The organism is Gemmobacter denitrificans, from assembly GCF_036964905.1.
Classification (GTDB): Bacteria; Pseudomonadota; Alphaproteobacteria; order Rhodobacterales; family Rhodobacteraceae; genus Gemmobacter; species Gemmobacter denitrificans.
The window spans coordinates 141,910-164,790 of sequence record NZ_JBALHR010000005.1 but is presented as its reverse complement, the minus strand read 5'-3'; the positions used below and the strand labels follow the sequence as shown (position 1 = coordinate 164,790).

Sequence of the window (22,881 nt, the reverse complement as noted above, 5' to 3'; positions counted from 1 at the left end):
ATTGCAGCTTGGGGGGGCAATCTCAATCCGCGACCGAATCGTCGCCGATCACTTATTGCCTCAATCGTATCAGCGGGCGGATTATTGCGCGGCGATTTCGCGCGTCGCGTTGGCCAGTAACCCTTCGCTGACCTGCGACAGCGCCAATGCTGCCGCGCCATGGGCCCAGAGCAGATCGCCCCAGGCGTGAATCTTCACCGGCGGCTTGGGCCGCCCGGTCGAAATGGCCAGTTGTTCCATCTCTGCCAGCGTTTCGGCAGCATAGAGATAGTCATAGCGCATCCGTTCGCCGGACAGGATGATGAGCGAGGGGTCGAACAGGTTCACCACATTGGAAAGGCCAACAGCCAGATACCGTCCGGCGCGCTTGAAGATCGACCGCGCGGCAGAATTGCCGGCCTTGGCGTGATCATACAGGCTTTCCAGCAATACATTGATCGACTGGCCTTCCTTGTGGGCCCAGTTCAGCGCGGTGGTGGCCTCGCGTGCCAACGCGTAATCGGCGACATAGGCTTCCAGACAGCCGCGCTGGCCGCAACGGCACAGGGCACCATCCAGCTGCACCTTGGTATGGCCCAGTTCCATCCCCAGCCCCTTGGCGCCACGATAGATGCGGTGATTGATGACGCAGCCCATGCCGACGCCATGTTCAATGGTGACGACGGCAAAATCGGCCAGCCCGCGCCCGGCGCCGAACCACAATTCGGCCAGCGTCACCAGATTGGCATCATTGTCGATATGCACCGGCACACCGAGCCGCGCTGCCGCCGCCGCCGCCAGTGGCACGCCACGTTCGGCCAGGACCGAAGACCATTGCACCATGCCGCGTTCGCAATCGACAAAGCCCGGCACGCCAAGACCGACCGCCGATAGCTGCGCCGGTTCGACCCCGGCTTTTGCACAAACCCGGGCTAGCAGCGTTTCCATGGAGACCAGCAGTTCCGGCAGCGCCATTGCGCCGGGGCGGCGGGGGATCACATCGCCTGCGATCAGCTTGCCCGCGAAATCAACGATCACGGCGGTATGTTCGCGATCCGACAGCTTCATCCCTGCAACCAGATGGGCACCTGCCCGCACCCGCAGCAAGACGGCAGGCCTGCCCCGGCCCTGATCGCCGTCGCGCGGAGCGGCCAGTTCCTCGATCAGCCCGGCCTCGATCAACTCTTGCGTGATGGTCGTGACCGAAGCTGGCGATACGGCCAGCTCCTTGGCCACCTGCACGCGCGGAATCAGCCCGGCGGCGCGTACCCGTTCAAAGACCTGCTGGCGCAGCGGGCGCGTCTGTTCCGACAGCGGTGCGATCAGCGGGCCACAGCCCAGCCTGTCCTCGCTGCCCAGATCCATCGGTGCCTGCCGGCTCATTTCTTTTGTCTCCGAATTAAAGTTGACGGGTTCCAGCCCGATCCTGCCCGGAAATTGCTGCGCAGCAGCGAAACCTTGCGAGATTTTTCAACTCGCATAGGTTCTACCATTACTTTTATTTTGACAACTGAAATTATTCACGCCATTTTCCTTGCGTGCCGACGAATCCGTCGGACCGGCCATTCGCTGGCCGCATCCATAGGGAGGATACACATGCGTAATGCTCTGATCGCTGCGGTCATCGCGGCTGCCGGTTTCAATTCGGCGGCGCTGGCTGAAGGCCTGACCATCGGCGTCAGCTGGTCGAACTTTCAGGAAGAGCGCTGGAAGACCGACGAAGCCGCCATCAAGGGCGCGCTGGAAGCGGCTGGCAACACCTATATCTCGGCCGACGCTCAGGCGTCGGAGGCCAAGCAGCTGACCGATATCGAAGCGCTGATCGCCCAGGGTGCCAATGCCCTGATCGTGCTGGCCTATAACAAGGACGCCATCGGCCCTGCCATCGAAAAAGCCGCTGCCGAAGGTATCCCGGTCGTGGCCTATGACCGTCTGATCGAAGACCCGCGCGCCTTCTACCTGACCTTCGACAACAAGGGCGTTGGCAAGATCATCGCCGAGTCGGTCGTGGCGGCTGCGCCGAAAGGCAACTTCGCCATCATCAAGGGCGATCCGGGCGACGCCAATGCCGGCTTCCTGCGTGAAGGCATGGAAGAAGTGCTGGCCCCGAAAGTTGCTGCCGGCGAAATCACCATCGTCGGTGAACAGTTCACCTCGGGCTGGAAGCCGGAAGGTGCGCAAGAGAACATGGAGCAGATCCTGACCGCCAGCAACAACGCGGTGGATGCGGTTCTGGCGCAGAATGACGGCATGGCCGGTGGTGCGATTGCCGCGCTGCAGGCCCAGGGCCTGGCGATCCCGGTTGGCGGTCAGGACGGCGACCTTGCCGCGCTGAACCGCGTGGCGCGTGGCACCCAGACCGTTTCGGTCTGGAAAGACAGCCGCCAACTGGGTGCAAAGGCCGCCGAAATCGCTTCGGCTCTGGCCGGTGGCACCGCTCTGGACGCGATCGAAGGTGCGACCAAGTTCTCGGGTGGCGAGAAGGGCGTTGAAATGAACGCGATCTTCCTGTCGCCGACCCCGATCACCAAGGAAACCCTGAACCTGGTGATCGACGCTGGCCACATCTCCAAAGAGCAGGCTTGCGAAGGCGCTGCCGACGACGTGGCTGCCTGCAAATAAGGCGCTGCGCCCGGCGATGGCCTGACCGCCATCGCCGGGTTTTTCATTCCATATGCACTGGCCCGGCGAGGATGGCCCCTTCGCCTGCCCGTCTGCACCTTTCACCCTGTAGTGCCGGACGCCCCCATGACCACATCGCAGAATTCCCATCAGGGCGCTGACCCATCGCTCAGCCCCTTTGCCCGTTTCATCAAAGCCACCGAGATCGACACCCGCCTGCTGGGCATGGTTGGCGCCATGCTTGTAATCTGGCTGGGCTTTCACCTGGTTGGTGCCTATGTCAATGGTCAGGGCGCGTTTCTGACGCCGCGCAACCTGTGGAACCTTTCGGTTCAGACAGCCTCGATCGGGATCATGGCCTGCGGGATGGTGCTGATCATCGTCACCCGCCATATCGACCTGTCGGTCGGGTCTGTTCTGGGCTTTACCGCCATGGTGATGGGCATCGCGCAGGCGCGCATTCTGCCTGACATCTTTGGTCTGGGCAGCCCGCTGATCTGGATTGTGACCTGTCTGATCGGTCTGGCGGTTGGAACGCTGATCGGGGCCTTCCATGGCTGGCTGGTCGCCTATCGCGGTATTCCGGCCTTCATCGTGACGCTGGGCGGCCTGCTGGTCTGGCGCGGCGGGTCCTTCCTGCTGGCCCGGGGCGAGACGATTTCTCCGCTGGATCCGACGTTCAACCTGATCGGCGGCGGCCCTTATGGATCTGTCGGTGCCACGGGAAGCTGGATTGTCGGTCTGCTGGCCTGCGCTTTCATCTTGTGGAAGATCGTGGCGGGTCGCAAGAACCGCGAACATCATGGTTTTGCGCAGCGCCCGGTCTGGGCCGAAGCCTTCCTGGCCGTGCTGGGGTGCGGTCTGGTGATCGGGGCCACACTGCTGGTGAATGCCTATCCCTGGCCCAAGGGCATCGTGGCGCAATATGCGACCGCGAATAACATCACAGTGCCGGAAACCGGTCTGTTCATCAGCCATGGCTGGGCCATTCCGGTGCTGATCCTGATTGCGGTCGGTATCGTGATGACGGTGGTTTCCACCCGCACCCGCTTTGGCCGCTATGTCTTTGCCATGGGGGGCAACCCTGATGCGGCCGAACTGTCGGGCATCAATACCAAGGTGATGACGGTCAAGATCTTTGCCCTGATGGGCTTCCTGACCGGCCTGTCGGCCATCGTCGCCTCGGCCCGTCTGAACAGCGCGACCAATGCCCTTGGCACGTTGGACGAACTTTACGTCATCGCGGCTGCGGTGATCGGCGGCACCTCGCTCGCCGGGGGCGTGGGTACGATCTATGGCGCCATCATCGGGGCCGTGGTCATGCAATCGCTGCAGACCGGCATGGTGCTGATCGGCTTTGATGCCGCGCTGCAGAACATCGTCGTGGGGTCGGTTCTCGTCTTCGCGGTCTGGGTTGACATCATCTATCGCAAGCGCGCGAAGTAAGGGGAGCGTGACCATGACCAAGAACCCCAATAGCGGCACCCCCCTGGTGGAGATGCGCGACATCTCGATTTCATTCGGCGGGATCAAGGCGGTCGATCATGTGTCGGTCGATCTGTATCCCGGCGAAGTGGTCGGCCTGCTGGGCCATAACGGCGCGGGCAAATCGACGCTGATCAAGTGCCTGTCAGGCGCCTATCAGATGGATGCGGGCGAAATCTTCATCAATGGATCGAAGGCCGAAATCCGCAGCCCCCGCGACGCGCGCAGCTATAACATCGAAACGATCTATCAGACGCTGGCGCTGGCAGACAATCTGGATGCGGCATCGAACCTGTTTCTGGGCCGTGAACTGGTGGGCCCCGGCGGTTTCCTGAACGACATCGCGATGGAGGCCGAAACCCGCAAGATCATGGGCCGCCTGAACCCCAACTTCCGCAAGTTCAACGTGCCGGTATCGGCGCTTTCGGGCGGGCAGCGGCAATCGGTGGCCATTGCGCGGGCGGTTTACTTCAACGCCAAGATCCTGATCATGGACGAACCGACCGCAGCACTTGGCCCGCATGAAACGCAGATGGTGGCCGAGCTGATCCAGGAGCTGAAAAAGCAGGGTCTGGGCATCTTCCTGATCGAGCATGACATCCATGCCGTGATGGACCTTTGCGATCGGGCGGTGGTGATGAAGAACGGCCAGCGTGTCGGGACGGTCAATGTGGGCGAGGTGACCGACGATGACATCCTGGGGATGATCATCATGGGCAAGAAACCCGCACAGGCCTATTGAGATGTATATCGGGCTGGATCTTGGGACATCCGGGCTTAAGGGTGTTCTGATTGACGAGTGTCAGGAGGTGGTGGCGGAAGCCACCGCCTCTTTGACCGTTTCGCGCCCGGCGGAAGGCCATAGCGAACAGGCCCCCGCCGATTGGATCGCGGCGGCAGAAACCGTGATGGACGGGCTGGCCCGCAAGGCCAGCCTTTCGGGGGTGGTGGGCATCGGTCTGTCGGGGCAGATGCACGGGGCCACCCTGCTGAATGCCGCGGATGAGGTGCTGCGCCCTTGCATCCTGTGGAACGATACCCGCGCCCATGCCGAAGCAGCGGTGTTGGACGGGGATCCTATGTTCCGCAGGATCAGCGGCAATATCGTCTTTCCCGGCTTCACCGCGCCCAAGCTGGATTGGGTCCGCGCGCATGAACCACGCATCTGGGAGCAGGTTGCCAGGGTTCTGTTGCCGAAGGACTATTTGCGCCTGTGGCTGACCGGCGACCATGTGGCCGAAATGTCCGACGCGGCGGGCACAAGCTGGCTCGATACCGGGCGGCGCGACTGGTCGGATGATCTGCTGGCCGCAACCGGGCTGAGCCGGGATCAGATGCCGCGACTTGTTGAAGGGGCTGAAGTTTCGGGCAAGCTGCGCGATGAACTTGCGGCCCGCTGGGGCCTGCCCAAAGCTGTGATCGTTGCGGGCGGCGGGGGCGACAACGCGGCCTCCGGTGTCGGGGTCGGCGTGGTAAGGGCGGGGGATGCCTTTGTCAGTCTTGGCACATCGGGCGTGCTATTCGCGGCCAATGACGGCTATCAGCCGACACCGGAAACTGCGGTTCACACATTCTGCCACGCCTTGCCGGGAACATGGCACCAGATGGGGGTCATTCTGGCGGCAACTGACGCGCTCAACTGGTATGGCCGGTTTGTCGGGCACGAGGCGGCCACCCTGACGGCCGAGCTGGGGGGGCTGCAATCGCCCGGCAAGGCGGTTTTCCTGCCCTATCTGGGCGGAGAGCGGACACCGCTGAACGATGCCGCCTTGCGTGGCGCGTTCACCGGGCTGGACCATGTGACCGATCGCGCCGCCGGAACGCGGGCCGTGCTGGAGGGCGTGACCTTTGCCTTCCGCGATTGCCGTGATGCGCTGGCCGCGACCGGTACGCGGCTGGACCGATTGATCGCCGTCGGCGGCGGGTCGCGGTCGGATTATTGGCTGGCCGCGATTGCTACGGCGCTGAACGTGCCTGTGATGCTGCCCAAGTCTGGCGATTTTGGCGGGGCCTTTGGCGCCGCGCGTCTGGCTATCATGGCAGCTACCGGGGCAGGGGCAGAGATTGCCAGCTTGCCGCCGATTTCCCGTGTGATCGAGCCTGTTACGGCTCTTGTCGATGCGTTTGACGCGGGCCATGCCCGGTTCCGCGCCGCCCAATCTGCTATCCGAGGACTGAAATGACCGAATTCTTCAAGGGTATCCCCCAGATCCGCCATGAGGGGCCCAGTAGCACCAACGAATTTGCCTTCCGCCATTACAACCCCGACGAGGTGGTCATGGGCAAGCGGATGGAGGATCACCTCCGCTTCGCCATTGCCTATTGGCACAGCTTTGCCTGGCCGGGCGGCGACCCCTTCGGCGGCCAGACCTTTGATCGCCCGTGGTTTGGCGACAGCATGGCTCTGGCCAAGCTGAAGGCCGATGTGGCGTTTGAGATGTTCGATATCCTTGGTGCGCCCTTCTACTGCTTCCACGATGCCGATGCGCGGCCCGAAGGCGCCACCTTCGCGGAAACCCTGCGCAACCTTGAGGAAATCGTCGATTACCTCGGTGAAAAACAGGCCGCCCACAAAACCCAGCTGCTCTGGGGCACCGCCAATATGTTCAGCCACAAGCGCTGGATGTCGGGCGCCGCCACCAACCCCGACCCGGACGTTTACGCCTATGCGGCGGCGAACGTGAAGGCGAACATGGATGCCACGCTGAAACTGGGCGGGCAGAACTATGTCCTCTGGGGCGGGCGCGAGGGCTATGAGACCCTTCTGAACACCGATCTGAAGGCCGAACGCGCCCATGCCGGCCGCTTCCTGCAACAGGTGGTCGAATACAAGCACAAGATCGGCTTCAAGGGCGCCATCCTGATCGAACCGAAGCCGCAAGAGCCCTCCAAGCACCAATATGATTACGATGTGGCCACGGTTTACGGCTTCCTCGTGCAATATGGTCTGGAAAAAGAGGTGCAGGTGAATATCGAACAAGGCCACGCCATCCTTGCGGGCCATTCCTTCGAGCATGAAATCGCCCTGGCTGCGAGCCTGGGTATCTTTGGTTCCATCGACATGAACCGCAACGATTACCAGTCCGGTTGGGATACTGACCAGTTCCCGAACAATCATGCGGAAAAGGCGCTGGCCTTCTATGAAATCCTGCGCGCGGGCGGTTACACCACCGGCGGCACCAACTTTGATGCCAAGGTGCGCCGTCAAAGTCTGGATCCCGAAGATCTGATCCTTGCCCATGTCGGCGGCATGGATACCTGCGCCCGCGCGCTGAAATGCGCCGCAGCCCTGCTGGAAAGCGGCGAGCTGGAGGCCGCGCGCGATGCGCGCTATGCGGGCTGGAATACCCCCGCCGCGCAGGCGATGCTTGCAGGCGGGCTTGAAGCCGCCGCTGCACGCGTGACTGCCGAAGGTCTCGAGCCGGAGCCGAAGTCAGGGCGGCAGGAGCGGCTGGAAAACCTGTGGAATCGCTTCCTTTGACAGGAAAAATGGGGCCGGATTCATCCGGCCCCCCTTGCCTTGGCGCGCAATTGGACGGAAACACTGCCGATAACAGATGATGCGCCACAGGTCATGGAGCACCCCCCCTATGGAATTGCGCAATACCGTCCATATCGCTGCCCAACCCGATCGGGTTTGGGATGCGCTGCAAGACCCGGCGCAGTTGCGCGCGGCGCTGCCCATGATCAAGATGCTGCATCAGCGCCCTGATGGACAGATCGACATGCAGGTTCTGGTCGAGCTTGGCTATCTGCGCCGCATCCTTGGCGCACATTTGTGGATCAGGAAGATAGAGCCGGGCCGTGTCCTGCAGATGGATGCCACCCTGACGCATCGCGCCAATGGCAAATGTGTCGTGACGCTTGATCCCGCAGATGGGGGAACGCAGCTCACCTATGACATTGAATCCAAAGTCAATCTGGCTGGCATGACCCTGGGCAGCTTTTTGGTCAACCGCAGTGCCCGCAAGATGGCCGAAGGTTTCTTTGACCGGCTTGGCAAGAACCTGACGGCACAAGGGTAAACCCGCCAGGCGCTTACCTTCTGGAAAGATTCGGACCGTAGTCTGACCGCAGTCACGAATGACCTGCTGTCGGAGAATCCGAACCCATGATCCGGGCTTGCTTTGCGCTTTTCCTGCTCGTTTGTTTGCCTGTCCCTGTTTTGGCTGCACGCTCGTCTCAACTCTGTGACCAGGCGGCAGCCCGTGCTGCCCGCGCCACCGGGGTACCGGCCCATGTGATGCAGGCTCTGACCCGAACCGAAACCGGCAGGGAGGACGGGGGCGTATTGAAGCCATGGCCTTGGGCTGTAAATCAGGCCGGACAGGGATACTGGTTCGATACGGCGGATGAGGCGGTTCAGTTTGTCGAAGCGCAGCTGGAATTCGGGTACAGCAATATTGATATCGGCTGCTTTCAGTTGAACCACCGCTGGCACGCGGACAGTTTCCCCTCGGTCACCGAGATGTTCGACCCAGAGGCAAACGCCCGCTATGCTGCGGCTTATCTGATGTCGAAGTATCAGGAAACGGGCGACTGGATCACCGCGGCCGCCGCTTATCATTCCGGAACGCCGGAATATGCGGAAAAATATGCCACCCGCTTTGCCGACATTTTGGGAAGCATGGAGGGAGCTCCACCACCAGATCAGGGCCTTTGGGCGGATGACAACAGCCAGCCAGCCGCGCGCGAAAACCGGTTCCCGCTGTTGGTCGCCGGGGCTGGTCGGGCCTCGTCAGGGTCGTTGATGCCCCTTGTTTCGGGTGGTGCATCGTTGTTCGGGCCGATGCCATGATGCCCCAAATGTCTGTCGCAGCCTTGTTCCGCCCGACCGTCCTTCTGGCCATGGCGCTGATGGCGGTCATCGCCATGATGATTCTGCCGGTGCCCAGCTGGCTGCTGGATGTCGGGCTTGCGGCCTCGTTCGCGCTGGCCATCCTGATGTTTACGGTCACGCTGTTTGTGGAGCGGCCGCTGGATTTTTCGGCCTTTCCGACGATCTTGCTGGCCTCGCTCATGCTGCGGCTGTCGCTGAACGTATCGTCCACCAAGCTCATCATTGGGCAGGGTCATACTGGCACCGATGCCGCAGGCCATGTGATCGAAGGATTTGCCAGCTTCATCATGGGCGGCAACCTTTTGCTGGGTCTGGTGATCTTTCTTGTGCTGCTGATCGTGAACTTCATGGTCATCACCAAGGGCGCGGGCCGTATGGCCGAGGTTGGCGCCCGGTTCGCGCTGGACGGCATGCCGGGCCGTCAGCTTGCCATTGACGCCGATATGGCTGCTGGCGCGATCGACCACACTGAGGCCAAGATGCGGCGCGAACGCGAATTGGCTGAAACCAACTTTTTCGGCTCGCTCGACGGGGCGTCGAAGTTCGTCAAGGGTGATGCGGTGGCGGGGTTGCTTATCACCTTGCTGAACATCGTCATGGGCCTGATCATGGGGATCGTTGTCCAGGGGATGCCCGCAGGTCTTGCCTTCGAGACCTACGCCATTCTGACGGTAGGCGATGGTCTTGTCAGCCAGATCCCGGCCGTGATCATTTCGGTGGCCGCAGCGATCCTGCTGGCGCGGGGCGGGGCCAAGGGCGCCGTTGACGTATCGTTCTTTCGGCAGTTGGGCCAATACCCGGCTGCGCTTGGGACGGTTGCGCTTTTGCTCGGGCTTTTCGCGCTGGTGCCGGGTCTGCCTTTTATTCCTTTTATGGTGACTGCGGGCCTGTTGGGATGGGCGGCATGGCATCAGGCCAAAGCCCCGTCGGGTAGCGAAGCACAAGCCGAACAGCCGCAGGAAGAACCCGCAAAGCCGAAATCCATGGGCGATGTGCTGGACTTTGATGACATCCACATCGAATTCGCGCCAAATCTGGTGGCCATGGTGCTTGATCCTGCCACCGGTCTGGATGCGCGTATCCAGAACATGCGCACCTATATTGCAACCAGCTATGGTCTGATCCTGCCAGAGATCCGCCTGACTGACGATGCCAGCCTGCCATCTGGAAGCTATCGCATCCGATTGCAGGGGGTTGAACGGGTGCGTGATCGCCTGATGCCCGACCGGGTTCTGGTGCTGCTGACAGAAGGGATTCCGGCACCGGCTGGGGTGGATGTGCGCGAGCCGGTCTATGGTGCCCCAGCGCGCTGGATTTCGCAGGATGATCAGGAAGATGCGGCGATCGCGGGCCTGACCGTCGTTTCACCGCCCGAGGTTCTGGCGACCCATCTTCTGGAAATCCTCAAGGCCAATCTGGCGCGGTTGCTGACGCTCAAGGGGCTGCGCCGGTTGCTGGATGAATTCACCAATGTTTCGGACAGAACCCGGGCCGAAGCCAACAAACGCCTGATCGATGAACTGATCCCTGATCGCGTGCCGGTCGATCTGTTGCTGAATGTGATGCGCCTCTTGCTGGAGGAACGGGTCTCGATCCGCAATCTGCCCTTGATCCTGGAAGCCATTTCAGAAGCCCGAGGTATGGGTACGCCCGAAGCTGTCTGCGAACATGTCCGTCAACGCCTTGGCTTCCAGCTTGTCGCTGAACTGAAGCGCGAGGACGGCACGATCCCGCTGATCCAGCTGGCGCCGGAATGGGAAAAGACATTCACCACCTACCAGATGGATTCCGATCGCGGCGTGCGGGATGTCGCGCTGCCCCCGGAACAGTTCAGCCGCCTGGCCAATGCTCTGGCCGAGCGGTTCAACAAGGCCGCCGAGCAGGGCAGCTATCCGGCGCTCGTAACCTCCACGGCGCGTCGGCGTTTCCTGCGGACGGTGTTGGGGGCCAAGGGCCTGCCCGCGCCGGTTCTGTCTTACGAGGAAATCGGCATGGAGGCTCGCCCCGCCATGATTGGCGTCGTACCGGCATGACCGAACTGATCGCCATTCTGGCCGATCTTGCCGGTGTGGCCGAGCCGATGGTGTTGGGCTGGTTTCTTATCTTTGTCCGGGTTGGTGCTGCGGTGGCCCTGTTGCCCGCATTCGGCGACCAGATGGTGCCGCAACGGGTAAAGCTGGGCGTCGCTCTGGCATTCTCGGTTGTCGTGGCCCCACCGGTGATTGACCGTATTCCGAATGAAAGCCTTGGGGCGCTGACGCCTTTGCTGTCTGAGGCGGCGGTAGGGCTCATGCTGGGTATAGGTCTCCGTTTCTTCATTTTTGCACTGCAGATCGCGGGCATGGTCATTGCCCAGGCGACGTCTCTGGCGCAGTTGTTTGGCATTGCGGGCGAGCCGCAACCTGTCATCGCGAATATCCTGACACTGGCGGCATTGGCCGTGGCCGTTGCTGCCGGGCTGCATGTGCGGGCGGCGGAAATGATGATCCTGTCCTACGATCTGTTTCCGCCCGGCAGCGTCTTGCCTGCACCTGATTTGCTGCAATGGGGGCTGCATCAGGCTGGTCGGGCCACCGGGCTGGCCTTGTCGCTAGCGGCACCGTTTGTCATTGGATCGCTGCTGTACAATGTGGCTCTTGGGGTCATCAACCGGGCCATGCCGCAGTTGATGGTGGCCTTTGTCGGCGCACCTGCCCTGACGCTGGGTGGAATTGCGCTGTTTGCCCTGGCTGCGCCCCTGATGCTCACGGTCTGGATGCAGGCGCTTGATGCCTATCTGGCCGATCCGACCGGGGTCGCCCAATGAGCGAGGAAGACGACAGCGACGACAAGTCATTTGAACCCAGCCAGAAACGGCTGGACGATCTGCGTGAAAAGGGACGCATTCCCCGTTCGCCGGATCTTCTGGTCGCCGCCGCCTTCGGGGGCGTGCTGCTGGCAATTGCTGGCCCGGGCAGTTGGTCGATGATCGTGATCGGGCAGACCCTTGCCGGGCTGATCGACCATGCAGACAGCCTGTCACTGCAACTCTCGCGCGGTGCGCGCGCCGTGGTGCCGGGGATCGGGTTTCCCTTGCTTTTCGGCCTTGCGCCGATGTTCCTGCTGCCGGCTGTCGCTGTGCTGGCGGTTTTGACCGTCAAGCGGGCCTTCCTGTTCACACCCGACAACCTGATGCCGAAACTGTCGCGCATATCGCCAATTGCGAATGCCGGGCAGAAATTCGGGCGACGCGGTCTTTTCGAATTCGGCAAGAGTTTTGTGAAGCTTTGTCTGGTGTCGGCTGTGCTGGGGTGGTTCCTGCTGGGGAACCTCGATCAGATGCTCGGATCGCTTTACCTGTCGCCGGCTGGTGGGGCACAGCTGTTGTTCGATCTGTTGCTGCGGTTCCTGTTCATCGTTTTCCTGATTGCCGTGGTGCTGGGCGGCACCGACTACATCTGGCAAGTCGCTGAACATCACCGATCCAACCGCATGTCGCGCAAGGACATGATGGATGAACACAAGGAAAGCGAAGGCGATCCCCAGGCCAGACAAGAGCGGCGCAGCCGTGGTCAGGAACTGGCGCTGAATCAGATGCTGGCTGATGTTCCCAAGGCTGATGTCGTCATCGTGAACCCGACCCACTATGCTGTGGCGCTCAAGTGGGATCGCAGATCAGGGCGGGCTCCGGTCTGTGTGGCGAAGGGGGTTGATGCAGTCGCGGCGCGCATCCGCGAAAAGGCGGTCGAGGCAAAGGTGCCCATTCACTCCGACCCGCCGACGGCCCGCGCGCTTTATGCAACGGTCGAGATCGGAGACGAGATCCAGCGCGATCACTACCGTTCTGTTGCCGCGGCGATCCGCTTCGCAGAAGCCATGCGCAAGCGCGCGAAAGGAGGTGCCGGATGAAGGGTGATCCGCGTTTGAAGGTTCTGGCCGATCTGGCAGCCATGCTGAAAGAGCGCAGCCTGGAAGAACTTCGCGCCGCCGCAGCCCGGCGCGAAGCGACCCGTGAGAGAATCGCGGGGCTGAATGTCCCCCCGGCCGAGGATTTGCCTTTGGTTGCTGCCGCACAGGCCAATCTGACCTATCAGCGCTGGGCGGATCAGCGTCGGCGTGAACTGAACATGCAGCTGGCGCGTGAGACTGTGGAGTGGATGGGCTGCCAGGAAGATGCCCGTCTGGCCTTTGGCAAATCAGAGGTGCTGCGCAAGTTGCGTGACACGCGCAAATGACGTCGGGGGGCCTTAGGCCCCCTTGTTCTTGCCGCTGCTATCTGTCGGATCAGTTTCAGGAATCCTGCCGGCCGATATCGGTGATCAGCACATCTGTGATGGTGTCGGGCATGATCTTGTTTGCCATTTCCAACATGGCCTTGCGCAGGAGCAGCAGGTTTGATCCTTCGGTAAAGGCCCCGTTGAACCCGCCCGCATTCGCATGGTCGAACAGGATCTGCAGGAATGCATCCCGCAGTTTCGGTTCCTTCGCAAAGACGGCGTCAGTTGTGCCCTGCTTGATTTCAAGGCTGAGCGACATGACCACCAGTGAAATCACCCGTCCTTTTTCGACCACCGGGATGATGAACTGGTTGCTCATCTTGGCATATTCAGGCTGCAGCTCCGGGGGCAGAGGCTCGGGTTCCTTGTGCTCGTCCTCGGCGCCGTGATCTTCGGCCGGAGGAGGGCGCAGGAACAGGCCCGCGCCGATACCGCCGCCAGCTCCGATCAGGATCAGGATGATAGGGAGAAGCAGGCGTTTCATGGCAATCCTCAGAACGGCAGAATGATGTCGGCGATCTGCTGGCCATAGCGGGGCTGTTGCACATCGGTGATCTGGCCGCGCCCGCCATAGCTGATCCGGGCGCCGGCAATCTTGTCATAGGTGATTTCGTTCTGGCGCGAGATATCGGTGGGGCGCACATAGCCTGTCACGATCAGTTCGCGCAGTTCGTAATTGACCCGAACCTCTTGCTGGCCTTCGATGCGCAACACACCATTCGCCAGCTCTTCGACAACAGTTGCTGCAACCCGCAGTGTCAATTTTTCCTTGCGGGATACCGAACCGTTGCCCTTGTAATTGCTGGCCGAACTTGTGCCGACGGCCTCGGCCATGCTGGCGCCTTCGGGCAGTTTTTCGTTCAGGCGTTCGGGTATGCCGAAGAAGCCATCGACCCCCATCGTATCGCTACTGCTGCGGCCTCGTCCGGTTGTGTTCGAGATCTCGGCCTTGTCATCGATTTCGATGACCACAGTCAGGATATCACCCCGCTGCTGCGCGCGCCGTTCCCCAAACAAGGACGACCGGTTCGCCGTCCAAAGCGACGAAGCATCGGTCGGGCCCTGTGGCGGAATATCCTCGGGAAACGGTGTCGAATACATCGCATGGTGCTGATAGCTGCCCTCGATCGGCGAAAAATCGGGGGCTTTGCCCACGGCCTCCATTCGGGAACAGGCGGCAAGGCAGAGGGTGCAGAGGATCAGGCGGCGCATGGTCATCCTTTACGGGGTATTGCCGACATAGACGGTGCCATCATCGCCAATGATGCCTGTCACCGTGCTGCGCGAACTCAGGTTCATCACGCGGACGGCATCGCCCACGCCGCCGCGCGCCAGTGCGCGGCCTTCAGTCAGGATCTGCAGGCCCCCCGCATGATAGGCGAGCGGCACAATCTGGTTGCGATCCACCACGGCGGGGGGGCCGATCTGATCAAAACCGATGGGGCGTTTGGCATAGAGTGTGACCCGGGCTTCCTGGCCCAGTACATCTTCCGGGTTTTCAAAACTGCCTTCTACGGTGCCTGCCATGACAGTCACATCCCCTGCCGCGATGGTCTGCCCTGCCCGGATCGTGCGCGTTGGCACGACGGTCTCGGCCATCAGTGCTGTCGGCAAAAGGGCGAGCAGCAGGACCCTCAGCATCAGCGCACCTGTGCGGTGGCAGACAGCATCTGGTCGGCGGCCGTGATGACCTTGGCGTTCAGCTCATACCCGCGCTGCGCCTTGATGAGCTCGGTCACCTCGCGAACGGCATCAACGCTGCTTTCTTCCAGATATCCCTGGCGGAGAGTACCCAGCCCGTCCTGGCCGGGTGTTCCGACAATGGGCGGGCCGGAGGCCCCGCTTTCAAGGAACAGGTTGCCACCGATCGCTTCCAGCCCCTTTTCATTGGTGAAGCCGACCAGGTTCAGCTGCCCCAGAAGCTGCGGTTGCACCTGATCGATGAAATGGGCGTATACTTCGCCATCGGCATTGACGGTCAGGCTGCGTGCATCGGCGGGAATGGTAATCCCCGGCGCAACCTGATGGCCATCCGAGTTGACGATCAGACCTTCGGCTGTGCGCTTGAGCCCGCCGTCACGCGTATAGGCCGAAACGCCGGAAGGCAGCGTGACCTCCAGGTAGCCGCGTCCTTCGATAGCCACATCCAGATCGCCCCCGGTCTGGGTCAGTGGCCCCTGCGCCAGAACGATCGACACGGCGGCAGGCCGCACACCCATGCCCATCTGTACGCCGGTTGGCAACATCGTGCCATCCTCGGCTGAAACAGTGCCAGGTCGGGCAATCTGCTGATAATGAAGATCGGCAAATTCTGCCCTTCGGGCATTATAGCCGGTCGTGGACATGTTCGCGAGGTTGTTCGACACGACATCGACCCGCATTTGCTGGGCAGTCATGCCGCTCGCGGCGATCTGAAGCGCCTTCATCGGATTTCCTATCGGCTGAGGGTCTGGATCACATTGCGCAACCGGCTGTCCTCGCGGTCGAGAAAGGTCTGACCAATCTCATAGGCACGCTGGACTTCGATCATGCGGGATATTTCCGTAAAGCTGTTCACATTGCTGGATTCTACATGGCCTTGCAGGATCGTACCGCCTTCGAGCGGCTCTTCGCCCTGCAGGGACAGGAAGAGTGTTCCTCCTTCGTGGCGCAGGCCGGTTGGGTCGGTCGGGCCCCAAAGTCCAACCCGACCCAAAGGTTGACCGTTCGCTGACAGCGTACCGTCCTGTGCCAGTGCAACGGGGCCAGCATCCGGGGGAACGAAAATCGGTGCCCCGCCCTGATCAAGCAGGCGGTAGCCATCCGGGTTCACCAATTCGCCCTCGGCCGATGGTGTAAAGCTGCCGGCACGAGTCAGGCGATTGCCGTTCGGCGTTTCGACCAGAAAGAAGCCCTCGCCTTCGATGGCAAAATCAAAGGCACCTCCGGTGGCCTGGGCCTCGCCTTGCGTCAGATCCACATTGCGGGCCGAAGCCCGAGCCATCGACAGCGAAGGATCATGCTGCATCCGGCTGACATATTCCGAAAACACAACGCCTTCACGGCGAAAGCCGGTTGTCGAGGTGTTGGCGATATTGTTGGCGATCACCTGCATCTCGCGCATCAGGCCGGATTGCCGGGTCAACGTGGTGTAACCTGTTGCGTCCATCTCAGCCCCCTGCAATCTGCGGAATGATCTGTTCCGTGAAGAACCCGACGAGCGTCGCGGTCATGAAACTCATCGAGACCCAGAAAACGATCATCATCGCTCCGACCTTTGGAACGAAGGTCAGCGTCATCTCCTGAATTGACGTGAGGGCCTGCAACAGGCCGATGGCGATCCCCGCAACCAGCGCCACGGTCAGAAGCGGGATCGAGATTTTCACGGCGATCCAAAGGCCCTGGCGCAGGAAATCGAAGATCAGATCATCGGTCATACCGGCATCCTCAGAATTTCCTGATAGGCTTCGACCACCTTGTCGCGAACCGTGACAACAGTGTTCACCGCCGATTCGGTGGAGGCCAAAGCCTGAACCAGAGCGTGAGGGTCGGCCCGGCCGGTCATCGCGGCCCGGGCCGTTTCGTCACCTGCCGCCAGTATGCCCGCGAATTCCTCCGCGGCCGCCAAAAGCCCCTTACCGGTTTCACCGGTTCCTGGCTGCGGTGCGGCTGCCGTTTTGGCAGTTGCATAGGTCTGGGCGGCAATGGTCGTGCGCATATCCATTCTGGATCTCCCTTATCTGCGCAGAAGATCGAACAGGCTTTGGGTCATCTGCCTTGCCTGATCGAACATCTTGAGGTTGGCTTCATAGCTGCGCTGCGCTTCCCGCGCGTCGGCGATTTCGATCACCAGATCGACGTTTGATCCATCATAGTGACCCGTTTCGTCGGCCAGCGGATTTCCGGGGTCATAAATTCGCTGCAATTCGGTTTGATCGAGCCGGATTTTCCCCGGCTCCACCCCTCCGCTTTCCACAGCCTCCCGAAAACTGATCAATTTGCGCCGATAGCCGGGCGTATCGGCATTGGCGATGTTCTCCGAAACATGGCGTAGGCGGGCAGATTGGGCTTCCATCCCGGAGGCTGCGGTCCGCAGTGATGAGAAAAGGTCAGCCATGATTATGCCCGCCGCCCAAGACTGGTACGAATAACGTCAGATGCGGTGCGGTAAATTGCCAAAGCCATGTCGTGGCTTTGCTTTGTTTCCACTGCACGAACCATTTCCGCTTCGAGCGAGACGCTGTTGCCATCCGGCGATTCGGCGCCTTTGACAAAGCGGAGCTGAGGTTCAGCCTGACCGGGAGGGAGCGCGTCAATGTGCCCTGCCCGAGTTGAGCGCATGTGACGTAGTTCTTGGTAGGTTTCAGCAAAGTCTGCGATATCCCGCGCCTTGTAGCCGGGGGTATCCGCATTCGCGATATTGGTCGAGATGACAGCCTGACGTTTCCCCGCGTGGGATGCCATAGCCTGCGCCATTCTGACGATTTCAAGTTTCTCAAACATCGGGGCTTCTCCCTCGATTACCTTCACCAAGACTTAAGGGTGATTCCTTTAGAAACAGTAATCAGAGACCGAAGGGAGAATCCCATGACCAGCATTTTTGATCCGTTGCGCGCAGAAATTGGCGCGGTGCGAGTTTCTGCCCGGGTCGGCCGGGTGCGCGAATTGGGCCGAGGCACTGTTAAGGTTGCGGGGTTTCCAGAGGATACAGCCCTGGGCGACAGGGTTGCGATTTGTACCCGACAAGGCCTGATCGGCGGTGAGGTGGTGCGGTTGGCGCAAGGCAGCCAGACGATTCTGCCCGACAGTCCGCCCGACGGTGCGCGGATTGGTGACGCGGTCGAGCTGGAAGGCCATGCCATGATCGCACCGGATGATGGCTGGATCGGGCGTGTGATCGATCCTTATGGTCGCCCCCTGGACGGGCGGCCGCTGTTTCGTGGGCTATTCCCGCGCGATCTGCGGACGCCGCCTCCCGCGGCTGCTTCACGTCGGCGTCTTGGGGCGCGACTTGCAACCGGATCAGCCGCTTTCGACACCGTGTTGCCTCTTGTCCGAGGGCAGCGGCTGGGCCTGTTTGCCGGGTCAGGGGTGGGCAAAAGCTCCTTGCTTGCGCGGTTCGCAAGGGGCGTTGAGGCTGATGTGGTGGTCATTGCCCTTATTGGCGAACGCGGGCGTGAGCTTCGCGAGTTTACCGACAGGGTCCTTGGCCCCAGGGGGATGGAGCGCGCCGTTGTGATTGCTGCGACTTCGGACCAGTCACCGCTCAGCCGACGTCGTTGCGCCTGGACCGCTATGGCCGTGGCAGAGCATTTCCGGGATCAAGGGCGGCATGTTCTGTTCCTCGCCGATTCGATTACCCGCTTTGCCGAGGCTCACCGTGAGATCGCCTTGGCTACGGGCGAAGAGGGTAATCTGCGGGGCTATCCGCCTTCGACCAGCCATACGATCATGGCTTTGGCAGAGAGGGCTGGCCCGGGTCCGGAAGGGGCAGGGGACATCACGGCGATCTTTTCGGTCTTGGTGGCTGGCTCAGACATGGACGAACCGGTTGCCGATATCTTGCGCGGCGTGTTGGATGGCCATGTGGTGCTGGACCGCCGAATTGCGGAACGCGGACGTTACCCCGCCGTAGATTTGCTGCGCTCAGTGTCCCGCAGTCTGCCCGAGGCGGCAAGCCCAGAGGAGAATGGGATGATCGGCGATGCTCGGCGTTTGCTTGGCGCCTATGACAGGGCGGAAATGATGATTCAGGCGGGACTATATGCCAAGGGTTCTGACCCGATCGTTGATCAGGCGATCAGGGTTTGGCCTGCTCTGGATGCATTTCTGGCAGAAGAATCACCGGGACCGGCTTACAGCTTTCGCCGTTTGGAAGAATGTCTTCGCCTGTGAGATTATCGTAGCAGCGTCAGGATATTGGAAGCGCTGCTTTGCCGAGATTGCAGCAAAGCCAGCGCACCAGCCCCTTTTGTCAATCCGGAGATATTGCCAGAAGCCAGATCTGACCTGATCAGAAACTGTCGAATCAGCTTTTCCTGGACTTCAGGTTTGACAAAATCAGCTACATTGCCTGATCCGAAAAGCTTGGCGCTACGTTCTTTGAAGACAGTCAACTGCTGATCAAGATCAATTGACCCAAAGCTGGCAGGCAGTCCCATCGCAGTTTCAAAAACGGATCGCAATGGTGGAGATCCCATGATCGTGAACCATTTGGTATCATTGCTGCTATTGCGCGCGGCTATCGCAGGCAATTCGCGCTCGGTGTAAAGCGCTAGACGCATGTCATTGCTGACATTTCCCACGGCTTCTTCAAACTGTTGCTGGCGGTAACGTGCAAGAATCTTGTCAGGAAAATCTGACAAGACAGTGTTGGGTGTTGGAAAATCACCAAAGCCGAAATCAGCTGACATTTTGGAATATTGTTTGTTTGCAAGCTTGTTTGCCAGAGACTCTGAATTAAATGTCCCGTCCTCCAGGATCTTCCGAATGAAGAAGGTATTGTTCACATCATTGGACAGTCCATAGGCACCAAGGGCAACCCGGAGAAGGCGCTTGTCTGACACAAGCGCTTCTGCGGTTTTGACACTGCCGATCTTGGCGCGAAAATAGTCTTCTTCGCGCTTCAGAGTAGTCGTCGACTCAAAAGTCTTTTGCTGGGTGGCGAGGGTGCGCTTCAGAAAAGCCCACCCTCCATATCCCCCTGTCGGGATGACTGGCGTGAAACTCATGCCCTTCCCGCGGCGAACAGCCGCTCCTCCCTGGGCAGCAGTGCACGCAGCGCCTTGAGCACCTGATAGGGCTGTTCATCCATCACTGCGCGCGTGGCGATTGACAACTGTGTACGGCTGTCAGGGTCCGTCAGCACTTGGCTCAGTTGTTCGATCCCGCGCAACAGCTGCATTCTTGCCTCGGCCGGATCGGCATCGCCGGACAGAACCAACTGTGCCACATAGCAGACCCGGCGCACTGGCGTGTTCACTTCTTCCGGATGGATCGCATCTCGCAGGCGTAGAATATGGGCATTGGGCGTCATGATGGCCAAACGTGATCGCTTGTCGCCGTTTTCGATGACAGCACCATTGATGAGGACCCGTTCGTAAGGTCCAAGCTTCAGGACCAGCCCGCTCATGGGGTATCTCCTTCACCGCGCAGTCCGCGCATGACGGCGGTGTTGATGTCAATCAGAACCTCGGCGCTGGCGTCGTCTTTCAGCACCTTGCGTGTGTGTTCGCTGGTGAATTCATAAAGGTAGAACAGCTGCGCGCGCAGTTGCTGGGGAAGACCGTTTTCCTTGTCGGCGACATCAATCGCCAAGGTGCGCCACATGACCAAGTTCTCGTTCAGGGCCTTCACAAAGCCTGGAAAGTCGCGCTTGCGATTCCGTTCGGACTGGCCCAATTCCTTGGTGACGCGGGCAAAGAGATCATATTCGATCTGCCGATAAGAACGGGCAGGGGTGGAAGGGCGGCCGTAAGCGGCGCGCGCTAGGTGCATAGAGTTCACAGGAAATCCTTCCGGTGCGGTGCGGGATCAGAAGGGGACCGCGGCGCGAGTTGACGCGCCGCGGCGGCTTTCCATTAACGGAACAGGGACAGAATGCTCTGCGGCGACTGGTTGGCAATCGAAAGCGCCTGGACGCCAAGCTGCTGCTGCACCTGCAGCGCCTGAAGCCGTGCCGAGGTTTCTTCCATGTTGGCATCGACCAGCGTACCGATCCCTGCCTTCAGCGAACCGGTCAGCGAGTCGACAAACTTCTGCTGCGTGTCGATCCGGCCCTGGACCGAACCGAAAGAGGCCGCCGACTTGATCGAGGTCTGGATCAGGCCTTCGATGCCGGCCAAAGCCGCATTCGCACCAGCGCTGGTGGTCACGTCGAACTTTTGCAGCAGGTTCAGACCGCCGCCGGCCGTACCACCCGTGGTGCGGTCAATATCGGTCGCCAAGATGCCGGTCACAGCGGTCGTCGTGCTGGTATTGGTGATGTCGATTTGGGTTGCATCGGTTGCGTTCACAGCGAAGCTGACGGTGCGGCCTTCCCGCTGTGCCACAAAGTTCAGCCGGTTCACCATTTCAGCTGCGACCGAGGCAGCTGTATCACCGTTACGGGTAACATAGCTTACCTGATTGGCGGCAGCTACGGCAGTGCCTGCCATGGATTCGATGTTGTAGGTCGTGCCATAGGCCACGTTCGCGGGCAAGACGGTCATGAAGGTGGTCGTCGCGCCCGCTGCCAGGGTTGCGATAGCAGTGTTTGCACCGCCGCCGGCAGTGGCACCGTCAACCGCATTCTTGATGCCGATGTCGTTCTTGGCAACCGTGATTTCGCTGACGGCAACGCCCGAACCGCTGCGGTCCAACGAGGACAGGATGTCCACAGTTTGCGATCCGGCGGTGGAGGACTGGTTCGACAGCAGGTTGAGCCCGTTGAACTGGGCGGCACCGACAACAGCACCGATCTGGTCACGCAGTGCAACGATGTCGGTCTGGATCTTGGCGCGATCGACGTTCGATTCTTGCGACGCGACAATCTTGCCCTTCATCTGGGTCAGCAGGTCAGTCACGGTTTCCGAGGCCGAACGTGCCACCGAAACGGTCGAAGACCCCAGTGCAAGGCTGTCCGAAATGCCCTTGAAACCCTGAACGTCGGATTCCATGACCTTCGAGATCGCCCAGACCGCAGCGTTGTCGCGCGCATTCGCAACGGATTTGCCGGTCGAGATTTCAGACTGGGTCTTTTCCAGGTTCTGGGTGATGCCCTTCAGGGTCTGCAGGGCCACCATTGCGCTGGTATTGGTCAGAATGGACGACATGTCCGTTTTCCTTTCTTGAGGCCGACGCTTTGCGTCAGGCATGGGCGCCGTCGTGCGGCAGATACGGCGTTCTCGCCCCTGCGGTGGCTTTCGCTTCCGCGCCACCCCGTCTTGGGATGCCCCTTGATTGATGCGTTCGAGAGGCTAACAACTTGCTAAAGTCGCACTGGCTGGCAGCGTCCAATTGCCCTGAATTTGACTCACATCAGAAGCGTCGGTTCAACGCATTCAGACCATGGCCGTGCGGCTGCAATTTTCCCTGCCCGTCATAGGTGGCAAAACCGTCGCGGGCGCGGCTGATTTCGGTCAACCGGCGTTGCGCCATGCGCAGGCCCCGCCCACAAGCCCGCATCAGGCGCGCATTTTCGCGAGTCTTGTGGTGGAGCCGTGCCAAATCCTCATCGGGAATCGGCTCGACCGCAGCTTCATCAAGCGCGGCTTCGATCCCTTCAAAGGCAGCGAAATCTCCGGCAAGGATTGCTGCGCGCAATTGATCCAGAAGCTCTTCAAGCCTTGTCATCGGTCACGCCTCCGGTGAACTGGCTTCCCTCGATCAGACCTTCGCGTTGTGCGAGCACATGAAACAGCGCTTCGCTGAGACCGATTCCGCCTTGTTGCACCATGGCCTTAGCCTGTTCCTGGCGCAGGAAAGAACTGAACTGTTGCTCGCCAATGCCGCCCCCGAAGGCCGAGGTCTGGGTGCCGAGACCGGCATGGGCCAGCATCTCTGACAGAAAGACCGCCTCCAGCTCCTGTGCTTTGGCGCGCAACTGATCAAGGCGCCCGGAATCGGGTGTGACATGGGAAGACAAGGCGGGGATCATGGCCGGCTCCGGGTTCGATGGCATTTTCACGATCATCGATCAGCGCCGGTAAACATCCGGTAACCAGTTGGGCAGATAAATTT

28 protein-coding genes are annotated in these 22,881 nt (G+C 60.7%); 12 read left to right on the top strand and 16 right to left on the bottom strand.

All coding sequences use genetic code 11. The features are described from left to right. Window positions 1-81 precede the first annotated feature (81 nt). Entirely contained in the window at window positions 82-1,362 is a 1,281-nt protein-coding gene (locus V6590_RS10965; protein ID WP_335422830.1) for an ROK family transcriptional regulator, read from the bottom strand. Between the two features lie 213 nt (window positions 1,363-1,575). Here V6590_RS10965 and V6590_RS10960 point away from each other — a divergent pair, with 213 nt between their 5' ends. From V6590_RS10960 to V6590_RS10910, 11 genes are all read left to right on the top strand, one after another. Continuing rightward, entirely contained in the window at window positions 1,576-2,601 is a 1,026-nt protein-coding gene (locus V6590_RS10960; protein ID WP_335422829.1) for a substrate-binding domain-containing protein, read from the top strand. A 126-nt stretch (window positions 2,602-2,727) separates the two neighbouring features. After that, the gene (locus V6590_RS10955) at window positions 2,728-4,047 is read left to right on the top strand and encodes a sugar ABC transporter permease (RefSeq protein ID WP_335422827.1); all 1,320 of its coding nucleotides are present in this window, start codon (window positions 2,728-2,730) and stop codon (window positions 4,045-4,047) included. A gap of 13 nt (window positions 4,048-4,060) precedes the next feature. Further along, the gene (locus tag V6590_RS10950; RefSeq protein ID WP_335422826.1) at window positions 4,061-4,828 is read left to right on the top strand and encodes an ATP-binding cassette domain-containing protein; all 768 of its coding nucleotides are present in this window, start codon (window positions 4,061-4,063) and stop codon (window positions 4,826-4,828) included. Window position 4,829: 1 nt separating this feature from the next. Continuing rightward, window positions 4,830-6,269 carry a xylulokinase gene (gene xylB, locus V6590_RS10945; RefSeq protein ID WP_335422824.1) on the top strand — a complete coding sequence of 480 codons (1,440 nt, stop codon included), beginning with the start codon at window positions 4,830-4,832 and terminating at the stop codon, window positions 6,267-6,269. Beyond that, entirely contained in the window at window positions 6,266-7,567 is a 1,302-nt protein-coding gene (xylA, locus tag V6590_RS10940; protein WP_335422822.1) for a xylose isomerase, read from the top strand. The genes xylB and xylA overlap by 4 nt, the downstream gene beginning before the upstream one ends. A gap of 109 nt (window positions 7,568-7,676) precedes the next feature. After that, on the top strand, window positions 7,677-8,111 hold the full coding sequence (locus V6590_RS10935; RefSeq protein ID WP_335422820.1) for an SRPBCC family protein: 435 nt from the start codon (window positions 7,677-7,679) through the stop codon (window positions 8,109-8,111). Window positions 8,112-8,329: 218 nt separating this feature from the next. Then, a complete protein-coding gene (locus V6590_RS10930) occupies window positions 8,330-8,884 on the top strand; it encodes a transglycosylase SLT domain-containing protein (protein ID WP_335422819.1) in 555 nt (184 codons plus the stop codon). Further along, window positions 8,884-10,959: a flagellar biosynthesis protein FlhA gene (gene flhA / locus V6590_RS10925; RefSeq protein WP_335422817.1), complete on the top strand. Its 2,076-nt coding sequence runs from the start codon at window positions 8,884-8,886 to the stop codon at window positions 10,957-10,959. Before V6590_RS10930 ends, flhA begins: the two co-directional genes overlap by 1 nt. Continuing rightward, window positions 10,956-11,732 (top strand): flagellar biosynthetic protein FliR, encoded by a 777-nt coding sequence (locus tag V6590_RS10920; RefSeq protein WP_335422815.1) that lies wholly within the window; start codon window positions 10,956-10,958, stop codon window positions 11,730-11,732. The genes flhA and V6590_RS10920 overlap by 4 nt, the downstream gene beginning before the upstream one ends. Continuing rightward, window positions 11,729-12,814 (top strand): EscU/YscU/HrcU family type III secretion system export apparatus switch protein, encoded by a 1,086-nt coding sequence (locus V6590_RS10915; RefSeq protein WP_335422813.1) that lies wholly within the window; start codon window positions 11,729-11,731, stop codon window positions 12,812-12,814. The genes V6590_RS10920 and V6590_RS10915 overlap by 4 nt, the downstream gene beginning before the upstream one ends. Beyond that, the gene (locus tag V6590_RS10910) at window positions 12,811-13,140 is read left to right on the top strand and encodes a hypothetical protein (RefSeq protein WP_335422811.1); all 330 of its coding nucleotides are present in this window, start codon (window positions 12,811-12,813) and stop codon (window positions 13,138-13,140) included. Before V6590_RS10915 ends, V6590_RS10910 begins: the two co-directional genes overlap by 4 nt. A gap of 55 nt (window positions 13,141-13,195) precedes the next feature. Here V6590_RS10910 and V6590_RS10905 read toward each other — a convergent pair whose 3' ends face one another. The 9 genes from V6590_RS10905 to V6590_RS10865 are packed head-to-tail and all read right to left on the bottom strand — an operon-like array spanning window position 13,196 to window position 17,664. After that, window positions 13,196-13,666 (bottom strand): flagellar basal body-associated FliL family protein, encoded by a 471-nt coding sequence (locus tag V6590_RS10905; RefSeq protein ID WP_335422809.1) that lies wholly within the window; start codon window positions 13,664-13,666, stop codon window positions 13,196-13,198. Between the two features lie 8 nt (window positions 13,667-13,674). Next, a complete protein-coding gene (gene flgH, locus V6590_RS10900) occupies window positions 13,675-14,394 on the bottom strand; it encodes a flagellar basal body L-ring protein FlgH (protein WP_335422959.1) in 720 nt (239 codons plus the stop codon). Between the two features lie 9 nt (window positions 14,395-14,403). Then, complete coding sequence (flgA, locus tag V6590_RS10895; protein WP_335422806.1) at window positions 14,404-14,781, bottom strand: flagellar basal body P-ring formation chaperone FlgA; 378 nt, start codon at window positions 14,779-14,781, stop codon at window positions 14,404-14,406. 41 nt (window positions 14,782-14,822) lie between these two features. Next, the gene (flgG, locus tag V6590_RS10890; protein ID WP_335422803.1) at window positions 14,823-15,608 is read right to left on the bottom strand and encodes a flagellar basal-body rod protein FlgG; all 786 of its coding nucleotides are present in this window, start codon (window positions 15,606-15,608) and stop codon (window positions 14,823-14,825) included. 8 nt (window positions 15,609-15,616) lie between these two features. Further along, window positions 15,617-16,330: a flagellar hook-basal body complex protein gene (locus tag V6590_RS10885; protein WP_335422801.1), complete on the bottom strand. Its 714-nt coding sequence runs from the start codon at window positions 16,328-16,330 to the stop codon at window positions 15,617-15,619. Between the two features lies 1 nt (window position 16,331). Then, the gene (locus tag V6590_RS10880) at window positions 16,332-16,598 is read right to left on the bottom strand and encodes a flagellar biosynthetic protein FliQ (RefSeq protein ID WP_335422799.1); all 267 of its coding nucleotides are present in this window, start codon (window positions 16,596-16,598) and stop codon (window positions 16,332-16,334) included. After that, the gene (fliE, locus tag V6590_RS10875) at window positions 16,595-16,885 is read right to left on the bottom strand and encodes a flagellar hook-basal body complex protein FliE (protein ID WP_335422797.1); all 291 of its coding nucleotides are present in this window, start codon (window positions 16,883-16,885) and stop codon (window positions 16,595-16,597) included. Before fliE ends, V6590_RS10880 begins: the two co-directional genes overlap by 4 nt. Window positions 16,886-16,897: 12 nt before the next feature. Continuing rightward, window positions 16,898-17,278 (bottom strand): flagellar basal body rod protein FlgC, encoded by a 381-nt coding sequence (gene flgC, locus V6590_RS10870; RefSeq protein ID WP_335422795.1) that lies wholly within the window; start codon window positions 17,276-17,278, stop codon window positions 16,898-16,900. A 2-nt stretch (window positions 17,279-17,280) separates the two neighbouring features. Then, window positions 17,281-17,664, bottom strand: coding sequence for a FlgB family protein (locus V6590_RS10865; RefSeq protein ID WP_335422793.1), 384 nt, complete (start codon window positions 17,662-17,664; stop codon window positions 17,281-17,283). A gap of 84 nt (window positions 17,665-17,748) precedes the next feature. On the opposite strand from V6590_RS10865, the gene V6590_RS10860 reads away from it, so the two are divergent. After that, a complete protein-coding gene (locus V6590_RS10860) occupies window positions 17,749-19,056 on the top strand; it encodes a FliI/YscN family ATPase (RefSeq protein WP_335422957.1) in 1,308 nt (435 codons plus the stop codon). A 2-nt stretch (window positions 19,057-19,058) separates the two neighbouring features. Here the strand turns inward: V6590_RS10860 and V6590_RS10855 are convergent, their stop codons facing one another. From V6590_RS10855 to V6590_RS10830, 6 genes are all read right to left on the bottom strand, one after another. Beyond that, the gene (locus V6590_RS10855) at window positions 19,059-19,892 is read right to left on the bottom strand and encodes a DUF1217 domain-containing protein (RefSeq protein WP_335422791.1); all 834 of its coding nucleotides are present in this window, start codon (window positions 19,890-19,892) and stop codon (window positions 19,059-19,061) included. Next, complete coding sequence (gene flbT, locus V6590_RS10850) at window positions 19,889-20,293, bottom strand: flagellar biosynthesis repressor FlbT (RefSeq protein WP_335422789.1); 405 nt, start codon at window positions 20,291-20,293, stop codon at window positions 19,889-19,891. The genes V6590_RS10855 and flbT overlap by 4 nt, the downstream gene beginning before the upstream one ends. Then, window positions 20,290-20,658: a flagellar biosynthesis regulator FlaF gene (flaF, locus tag V6590_RS10845; protein ID WP_335422955.1), complete on the bottom strand. Its 369-nt coding sequence runs from the start codon at window positions 20,656-20,658 to the stop codon at window positions 20,290-20,292. The genes flbT and flaF overlap by 4 nt, the downstream gene beginning before the upstream one ends. Window positions 20,659-20,741: 83 nt before the next feature. Beyond that, complete coding sequence (locus tag V6590_RS10840; RefSeq protein WP_335422787.1) at window positions 20,742-21,974, bottom strand: flagellin N-terminal helical domain-containing protein; 1,233 nt, start codon at window positions 21,972-21,974, stop codon at window positions 20,742-20,744. A 205-nt stretch (window positions 21,975-22,179) separates the two neighbouring features. Continuing rightward, entirely contained in the window at window positions 22,180-22,494 is a 315-nt protein-coding gene (locus V6590_RS10835; RefSeq protein ID WP_335422785.1) for a hypothetical protein, read from the bottom strand. Next, window positions 22,481-22,798, bottom strand: a complete 318-nt coding sequence (locus tag V6590_RS10830) for a rod-binding protein (RefSeq protein WP_335422783.1) — start codon at window positions 22,796-22,798, stop codon at window positions 22,481-22,483. The genes V6590_RS10835 and V6590_RS10830 overlap by 14 nt, the downstream gene beginning before the upstream one ends. Between the last annotated feature and the right edge of the window lie 83 nt (window positions 22,799-22,881).

Bases quoted from the DNA above. Each gene is read 5' to 3' on its own strand.
- V6590_RS10965 (WP_335422830.1), bottom strand. From the start codon at position 1,362: ATGAGCCGGCAGGCACCGATGGATCTGGGCAGCGAGGACAGGCTGGGC.
- V6590_RS10960 (WP_335422829.1), top strand. From the start codon at position 1,576: ATGCGTAATGCTCTGATCGCTGCGGTCATCGCGGCTGCCGGTTTCAAT.
- V6590_RS10955 (WP_335422827.1), top strand. From the start codon at position 2,728: ATGACCACATCGCAGAATTCCCATCAGGGCGCTGACCCATCGCTCAGC.
- V6590_RS10950 (WP_335422826.1), top strand. From the start codon at position 4,061: ATGACCAAGAACCCCAATAGCGGCACCCCCCTGGTGGAGATGCGCGAC.
- xylB (WP_335422824.1), top strand. From the start codon at position 4,830: ATGTATATCGGGCTGGATCTTGGGACATCCGGGCTTAAGGGTGTTCTG.
- xylA (WP_335422822.1), top strand. From the start codon at position 6,266: ATGACCGAATTCTTCAAGGGTATCCCCCAGATCCGCCATGAGGGGCCC.
- V6590_RS10935 (WP_335422820.1), top strand. From the start codon at position 7,677: ATGGAATTGCGCAATACCGTCCATATCGCTGCCCAACCCGATCGGGTT.
- V6590_RS10930 (WP_335422819.1), top strand. From the start codon at position 8,330: ATGCAGGCTCTGACCCGAACCGAAACCGGCAGGGAGGACGGGGGCGTA.
- flhA (WP_335422817.1), top strand. From the start codon at position 8,884: ATGCCCCAAATGTCTGTCGCAGCCTTGTTCCGCCCGACCGTCCTTCTG.
- V6590_RS10920 (WP_335422815.1), top strand. From the start codon at position 10,956: ATGACCGAACTGATCGCCATTCTGGCCGATCTTGCCGGTGTGGCCGAG.
- V6590_RS10915 (WP_335422813.1), top strand. From the start codon at position 11,729: ATGAGCGAGGAAGACGACAGCGACGACAAGTCATTTGAACCCAGCCAG.
- V6590_RS10910 (WP_335422811.1), top strand. From the start codon at position 12,811: ATGAAGGGTGATCCGCGTTTGAAGGTTCTGGCCGATCTGGCAGCCATG.
- V6590_RS10905 (WP_335422809.1), bottom strand. From the start codon at position 13,666: ATGAAACGCCTGCTTCTCCCTATCATCCTGATCCTGATCGGAGCTGGC.
- flgH (WP_335422959.1), bottom strand. From the start codon at position 14,394: ATGCGCCGCCTGATCCTCTGCACCCTCTGCCTTGCCGCCTGTTCCCGA.
- flgA (WP_335422806.1), bottom strand. From the start codon at position 14,781: ATGGCCGAGACCGTCGTGCCAACGCGCACGATCCGGGCAGGGCAGACC.
- flgG (WP_335422803.1), bottom strand. From the start codon at position 15,608: ATGAAGGCGCTTCAGATCGCCGCGAGCGGCATGACTGCCCAGCAAATG.
- V6590_RS10885 (WP_335422801.1), bottom strand. From the start codon at position 16,330: ATGGACGCAACAGGTTACACCACGTTGACCCGGCAATCCGGCCTGATG.
- V6590_RS10880 (WP_335422799.1), bottom strand. From the start codon at position 16,598: ATGACCGATGATCTGATCTTCGATTTCCTGCGCCAGGGCCTTTGGATC.
- fliE (WP_335422797.1), bottom strand. From the start codon at position 16,885: ATGGATATGCGCACGACCATTGCCGCCCAGACCTATGCAACTGCCAAA.
- flgC (WP_335422795.1), bottom strand. From the start codon at position 17,278: ATGGCTGACCTTTTCTCATCACTGCGGACCGCAGCCTCCGGGATGGAA.
- V6590_RS10865 (WP_335422793.1), bottom strand. From the start codon at position 17,664: ATGTTTGAGAAACTTGAAATCGTCAGAATGGCGCAGGCTATGGCATCC.
- V6590_RS10860 (WP_335422957.1), top strand. From the start codon at position 17,749: ATGACCAGCATTTTTGATCCGTTGCGCGCAGAAATTGGCGCGGTGCGA.
- V6590_RS10855 (WP_335422791.1), bottom strand. From the start codon at position 19,892: ATGAGTTTCACGCCAGTCATCCCGACAGGGGGATATGGAGGGTGGGCT.
- flbT (WP_335422789.1), bottom strand. From the start codon at position 20,293: ATGAGCGGGCTGGTCCTGAAGCTTGGACCTTACGAACGGGTCCTCATC.
- flaF (WP_335422955.1), bottom strand. From the start codon at position 20,658: ATGCACCTAGCGCGCGCCGCTTACGGCCGCCCTTCCACCCCTGCCCGT.
- V6590_RS10840 (WP_335422787.1), bottom strand. From the start codon at position 21,974: ATGTCGTCCATTCTGACCAATACCAGCGCAATGGTGGCCCTGCAGACC.
- V6590_RS10835 (WP_335422785.1), bottom strand. From the start codon at position 22,494: ATGACAAGGCTTGAAGAGCTTCTGGATCAATTGCGCGCAGCAATCCTT.
- V6590_RS10830 (WP_335422783.1), bottom strand. From the start codon at position 22,798: ATGATCCCCGCCTTGTCTTCCCATGTCACACCCGATTCCGGGCGCCTT.